This is a genomic window from Curtobacterium sp. ME26, from assembly GCF_903970945.1.
Taxonomy (GTDB): domain Bacteria; phylum Actinomycetota; class Actinomycetes; order Actinomycetales; family Microbacteriaceae; genus Curtobacterium; species Curtobacterium citri.
On record NZ_CAJCKG010000023.1, the window covers coordinates 49,762 to 55,915 of the forward strand.

The following is a 6,154-nucleotide window of genomic DNA, read 5'->3' on the forward strand; positions in this document are numbered from 1 at the left end:
AGGTGCCCGACCGGCAGGCGGAGGCGCCGGGCCGGCGGGCCGGGAGGCGCGTGGGGACCAACCGCGAGCACGTCGCGCCACGGAAGTGCACGGCACGACGTGCTCCCGGTTGTCCGGGGGCAGGTCGCGCCAGTGCCCCGTCACACCGCGCCGCACCGCACCGCATCAGCGGCACGCGGCGCCGTCAGGCTGCGAGGACCGTCCGACCGAGCCGCACGAAGTCGTCCGGCGACAGGGCCTCGCCCCGCGCCGTCGGGTCGATCCCGGCGGCGGTGAGCAGCTCGGTCGCACGCGCACTGCTGCCGAGCACGCCCGACAGGCTCTGGCGCAGCATCTTCCGCCGCTGCTGGAACGCGCCGTCGACGAGCGCGAAGACCTGGGTCCGCAGCGCCTCGTCGCCCGGCTGCTCGTGCCGGTCGAACCCGACGAGCACGCTGTCGACGTTCGGCACCGGCCAGAACACCTGGCGGCTGATCTGTCCGGCGGTCGACCACGACCCGTACCACGCCGCCTTGACGCTCGGGGCGCCGTAGACCTTGCTGCCCGGGCCGGCCGCGATGCGGTAGCCGACCTCGGCCTGCACCATCACGAGCACGCGCTCGATGGTCGGGAAGGTCGCGAGCAGGTGGAGCAGCACCGGCACCGACACGTTGTACGGCAGGTTCGCCACGACGTGCGTCGGCGCCTCGGGCAGCTCGTCGGCGGTCACGGCGAGGGCGTCCTGGTGGACCACCTGCAGCCGAGCGTCGGGCTGCATCGCCGCGACGGTCGCGGGCAGCTGCGCCGCGAGCCGGCCGTCGATCTCGACCGCGGTCACCGAGGCACCCGTCTCGGTGAGTCCGAGCGTGAGTGAGCCGAGTCCCGGGCCGATCTCGAGCACCCGCGACCCCGGGGTGACCCGGCCGGCCGACACGATGCGTCGGACGGTGTTGCCGTCGTGCACGAAGTTCTGCCCGAGCTTCTTGGTGGGGGTGACGTCGAGCTTCGCCGCGAGGTCCCGGATCTCCGCCGGGCCGAGCAGTGCGCCCACGGCTACTCGTCCACCGTGACGGGCTCGGCGTCCCACGCGCCGTACACGAGCTCGGTGTTCGACGCGATCTGCGCGGCGAGCATCGAGGCGTCCGTGCCCAGCGTCTCAGCCATCGACCGGAGCGTGAGCGGGATCAGGTAGGGCGCGTTCGGCCGGCCGCGGTACGGCGTCGGCGTGAGGAACGGCGCGTCCGTCTCGACCATGACCAGGTGGCGCGGGGCGACCCGGAGGGCTTCGCGGAGGGGCTCGGCGTTCTTGAACGTCACGGTGCCGGCGAAGGACATGTACCAACCGCGCTCGGCGCAGAGCCGTGCCAGGTCGGGTCCGCCGGAGAAGCAGTGGAACACGGTCCGCTCGGGTGCGCCGACCCGGTCGAGGACCTCGACCACGGCGTCGTGCGCGTCGCGGTCGTGGATCGTCAGCGCGAGGTCGTGCTCCTTCGCGATGCGGATGTGCTGCTCGAACGACCGGACCTGGGCGGCACGGCCGTCCTCGCCGGTGCGGAAGAAGTCGAGTCCGGTCTCGCCGATCGCCCGGACACGGGGCAACGCGGCGAGTCGCTCGATGCCCGCGAGGTGCTCGTCGAGCAGGCCCTGCTCGTCGAGGACGGGGGCCTCGTTCGGGTGCAGCGCGACGGCGGCCAGCACGCGGGGTTCACGAGCGGCGATCTGCGCGGACCACTCCGAGGTCGCCAGGTCGGTGCCGACCTGCACGACGCCGCGCACGCCGACGCTCGACGCCCGGTCGAGGTGCTCGCGGTAGTCGAGCGGACCGTCGCCGCCCTCGCCGACGCCGTCCGCGATCTCCATGTGGGTGTGGTTGTCGTACACGGGCACGACGAGCGCCTGCGGCAGCGGCGGGTAGCTCAGGTCGCGCTTCGAGCCACCCGACGACCCGTCACCGCGCGCCCGCACGTGCGCTGCGTCGGCCGCGTCGGTCACGCTGCACCCTGCTCAGGCTGCTGCTCGATGCGCGGGAACAGTCCGGACCCGAGCGGCACGACCGTCTCCGCACCCTGCCACTCCCAGGCCCGGTCCACGCGCTGCTCGGCGACGGACCCGCCGGCACCGATCGACGCCCAGAGCTTCTCGGTGGCCTTCGGCATGACCGGCGACACGAGGACGTTCACGGTCCCGAGGCCGCGCAGTGCCGTCGTCAGCACGGTGCCGAGGCGCTCGCGCTGTGCGTCGTCCTTCGCCAGGGCCCACGGCTCCTGCTCGGTGATGTAGCCGTTCAGGGCGTCCACGAGCTCCCACACGGCGGCGATCGCCTCGTGCGGGGCGAAGGCCTCGACCGCTGCGTCCGCCCGATCGGTCACGGACACCGCGAGGGCGTCGATCGCCTCGTCCGACGCGGTGAGCGCCCCGCGCGTCGGGACGGCGCCGTCGAAGTACTTCTGCAGCATCGCGACGAGCCGCGACGCCAGGTTGCCGAAGCCGTTCGCGAGGTCGGCGGCGTACCGGGCGGAGATGTCCTCCCAGCTGAAGTTGCCGTCCTGCCCGAAGGTGACCGCGCGGAGGAAGTAGTAGCGGAACGCGTCCGACCCGAACGTGTCGGTGATCTCGGACGGGGCGATGCCGGTGAGCTTCGACTTCGACATCTTCTCGCCGCCGACGAGCAGCCACCCGTGGCCGAAGACACGCTTCGGCACCGGCAGGTCGGCCGCCATGAGCATCGCGGGCCAGATGACCGCGTGGAAGCGGGCGATGTCCTTGCCCACGATGTGGACGCTCGGCCAGAGGCGCTGGAACGCCTCGTCGTCGTCGGAGCCGTAGCCGAGGGCGGTCACGTAGTTGAGGAGCGCGTCGAACCACACGTAGAGCACGTGGTCGTGGTCCCAGGGGATCTGGATGCCCCAGTCGAAGCTCGAGCGCGAGATCGACAGGTCGCGGAGGCCCTGCTTCACGAAGGAGACGATCTCGTTGCGGACGCTCTCGGGCTGGATGAACTCCGGGTTCGACTCGTACAGGTCGAGCAGGCGCTGCTCGAAGTCGCTCATCCGGAAGAAGTAGTTGCGCTCGGCCAGCACCTCGACCGGGATCGAGTGGATCGCGCAGACCTGCTGCCCCTCGTACGCACCCGTGCCGGGCACGAGGTCGCTCGGCTGCTTGTACTCCTCGCACCCCACGCAGTAGAAGCCCTCGAACTCGCCGGCGTAGATGTAGCCGTCGTCGTACAGCTTCTGCAGGAAGGCCGTGACGCCGCGCTCGTGGCGCTCGTCGGTCGTGCGGATGAAGTCGTCGTTCGCCACGTCGACGGTGTCGAGCAGCGGCTTCCAGGCGTCCGTGACGAGACGGTCCGCCCACTCCTTCGGCGAGACGTCGTTCGCGCTCGCGGTGCGCAGGATCTTCTGGCCGTGCTCGTCGGTGCCGGTCAGGAGCCACGTGTCGTCGCCCCGCTGCCGGTGCCAGCGCGCCGTGAAGTCCGCGGCGACCTCGGTGTAGGCGTGCCCGATGTGTGGCACGTCGTTCACGTAGAAGATCGGCGTGGTGATGCTGAACGAGGACCCGTCGGACATGCGGACCATCCTACGGGCGGCCGGCGAGCGCATGACGCGACCCGTGCCTCCCGTCCGACGGATGGTGGCGTCAGCGCGCCGCCAGCGCGCCCTCGTAGAGGTCGCGCTTCGACAGGCCGGTCGCGTCGGCGACCGCCGCAGCGGCCTCCTTCATGCGCGACCCCGCAGCCACCCGCTCGAGCACCAGCCGGACGCCGTCCTCGATGCTCGTCACGTCGAGCGCACCGGTCGAACCCTCGACGACGACGCAGATCTCGCCGCGGACGCCGTCCGCCGCCCACGCGGCGAGCTCGGCGAGCGTGTCGCGACGGACCTCCTCGTGCAGCTTCGTGAGCTCCCGGCAGACCACCGCTCGGCGGTCGTCGCCGAAGCCCGCGGCCATGTCGGACAGGGTGTCCGCCAGCCGGTGCGGCGACTCGAAGAACACCATCGTGCGCTGCTCCCCCGCGAGCGACGCGAAGAGGCGGCGCCGCTCGCCGCCCTTGCGGGTGGGGAACCCCTCGAAGCTGAAGCGGTCCGTCGGCAGACCGGAGACGGCGAGCGCCATGAGCACCGCGGACGGGCCCGGGAGGGCGGTGACCGTGACGCCGGCGGCGGCGGCGGCCTCGACGAGGGGGAAGCCCGGGTCGCTGATCGCGGGCATGCCCGCGTCGGTGAGGACGACGACGTCCTCGTCGCGGGCCAGCTCGACGACCTCGGAGGCCTTCGCCCGCTCGTTGTGCTCGTGCAGGGCGATGAGCCGCGGGCGGTTCTCGATGCCGAGCGCCCGCATGAGGTGGATCGCGGTGCGGGTGTCCTCGGCGGCCACGACGGTCGCGTTGGACAGGGTCTCGACGAGTCGGCGCGACGCGTCGCCGAGGTTGCCGATGGGCGTTGCTGCGAGGACGATCACCTCCCCATTGTGGTGGCAGGTCCCGCCACAGGGCGATCCGTAGGATGCTGCCGATGACCAGCGAGCTGACCGACGACCGCGCCGCCCTCGTCGACGGGCCGGTCGGCTCCCGCCTGGACGACTGGTGGGGCCGGGTCCTGTCGACGTCCCGGCGCGTGGCCGTGTGGCGGTGGACGGGCCCGCTCGCGGTGACGCTGCTCGCCGCCGTGCTGCGGTTGGCCGGCCTCGGTCACCCCCACTCGCTGGTGTTCGACGAGACGTACTACGTCAAGGACGGCTGGTCGATCGTGCACCTCGGCTACGAGGGCACGTGGCCGGCGAACCCGTCCGGCGACGGGGCACCGACCACCGACCAGCGGTTCGCCGACGGTGAGACCGACATCTACTCGCGGGCGGCCGAGTTCATCGCGCACCCGCCGCTCGGCAAGTACCTCATCGGGCTCGGCATGCTGCTCTTCGGCGCCGACAGCTCGTTCGGCTGGCGCATCACCGTCGCCGTGCTCGGCATCGCGACCGTCTTCCTGACCGCGGTGATCGCGCGCTCGCTCTTCCGGTCGACCGCGGTGGGGACGCTCGCGGGCTTCCTGCTCGCGGTCGACGGGCAGGCGATCGTGCTCTCCCGGGTGACGCTGCTCGACGGCATCGTCACGTTCTTCGTCCTGCTCGGTGCGGGAGCGCTGCTGCTCGACCGCCGGTGGGCGCAGCGGCGGCTCGACGCCTGGGTCGGACGCCGGGCCGCCGCCGGACGGGACACGCTCTGGGGGCCGGTGCTCGTCTGGCGACCGTGGTTGGTCGCCATGGGGATCGCCCTCGGGCTCGCGTCGGCGACGAAGTGGTCCGGGCTGTACTTCCTGGCGTTCTTCGCGCTGTACTCCGTCCTCAGCGACATGCTGATGCGCCGCCGGGCCGGCGTGGCGTTCTGGTCGTCGAGCGCGTTCCTGCAGCAGGCACCGGTGTCGTTCCTCCTCACGGTGCCGATCGCCGCCGCGACCTACCTGGCGTCGTGGACCGGGTGGTTCCGCACGTCGGGCGGGTGGGACCGCGACTGGATCGCGAGCGGCGGCGAGCGGTGGACCGGTGTGCTCGCGTGGGTGCCGGACTCCCTGCAGAACTGGTGGCACTACCAGTCGGAGATCTACGGCTTCAACATCGGCCTGCACACCCCGCACTCGTACCAGGCGAACCCGCTGCTCTGGCTGCTCATGCAGCGCCCGACCTCGATGTACTACCAGGGCACGGACGCCGGCCAGGACGGCTGCTGGGCGGACCGCTGCGGCGAGGCGATCACCGGCATCGCGAACCCGTTCGTCTGGTACGCGTCGGTGATCGCGGTCGTGGCCCTGCTCGTGCTCTGGATCCTGCGCCGGCGGTGGGAGTACGGCTTCGTCCTGATCGGCGTCGCCGGCGGGTACCTGCCCTGGCTCATGTACACGGACCGGACGGTGTTCCAGTTCTACACGGTCGCCTTCGAGCCCTACATGGTGATGGCGCTCGCGGCGGCGATCGGACTCGTGGCCGGCTCCCGCGACGACCCGCGTCCCCGGCGCACGCGGGCGCTCGTCTGGATCGGCGTGTACCTCGGCGTCGTCGTGCTGGCCTCGGCCTACTGGTACCCCATGTGGACCGGCCTGCAGATGCCGTGGGACTTCGTCCGTTCCCACTACTGGCTGCCGAGCTGGCTCTAGGCGGGTCCGGCTGACGGACGGGAGGCGCG

At 71.8% G+C, this 6,154-nt stretch carries 5 protein-coding genes; 1 reads left to right on the forward strand and 4 read right to left on the reverse strand.

Going from position 1 to position 6,154, the window contains the following annotated elements:
• Positions 1-184: 184 nt before the first annotated feature.
• From rsmA to rsmI, 4 genes are all read right to left on the reverse strand, one after another.
• Positions 185-1,030, reverse strand: a complete 846-nt coding sequence (rsmA, locus tag H7A69_RS10715) for a 16S rRNA (adenine(1518)-N(6)/adenine(1519)-N(6))-dimethyltransferase RsmA (protein ID WP_182047004.1) — start codon at positions 1,028-1,030, stop codon at positions 185-187.
• 2 nt (positions 1,031-1,032) lie between these two features.
• Positions 1,033-1,971, reverse strand: a complete 939-nt coding sequence (locus H7A69_RS10720) for a TatD family hydrolase (RefSeq protein WP_259346178.1) — start codon at positions 1,969-1,971, stop codon at positions 1,033-1,035.
• Positions 1,968-3,548, reverse strand: a complete 1,581-nt coding sequence (gene metG, locus H7A69_RS10725; protein WP_182047005.1) for a methionine--tRNA ligase — start codon at positions 3,546-3,548, stop codon at positions 1,968-1,970. The genes H7A69_RS10720 and metG overlap by 4 nt, the downstream gene beginning before the upstream one ends.
• Positions 3,549-3,618: 70 nt before the next feature.
• On the reverse strand, positions 3,619-4,440 hold the full coding sequence (gene rsmI, locus H7A69_RS10730; RefSeq protein WP_182047006.1) for a 16S rRNA (cytidine(1402)-2'-O)-methyltransferase: 822 nt from the start codon (positions 4,438-4,440) through the stop codon (positions 3,619-3,621).
• Between the two features lie 53 nt (positions 4,441-4,493).
• On the opposite strand from rsmI, the gene H7A69_RS10735 reads away from it, so the two are divergent.
• Positions 4,494-6,125, forward strand: a complete 1,632-nt coding sequence (locus H7A69_RS10735; RefSeq protein WP_182047007.1) for a dolichyl-phosphate-mannose--protein mannosyltransferase — start codon at positions 4,494-4,496, stop codon at positions 6,123-6,125.
• Positions 6,126-6,154 lie beyond the last annotated feature (29 nt).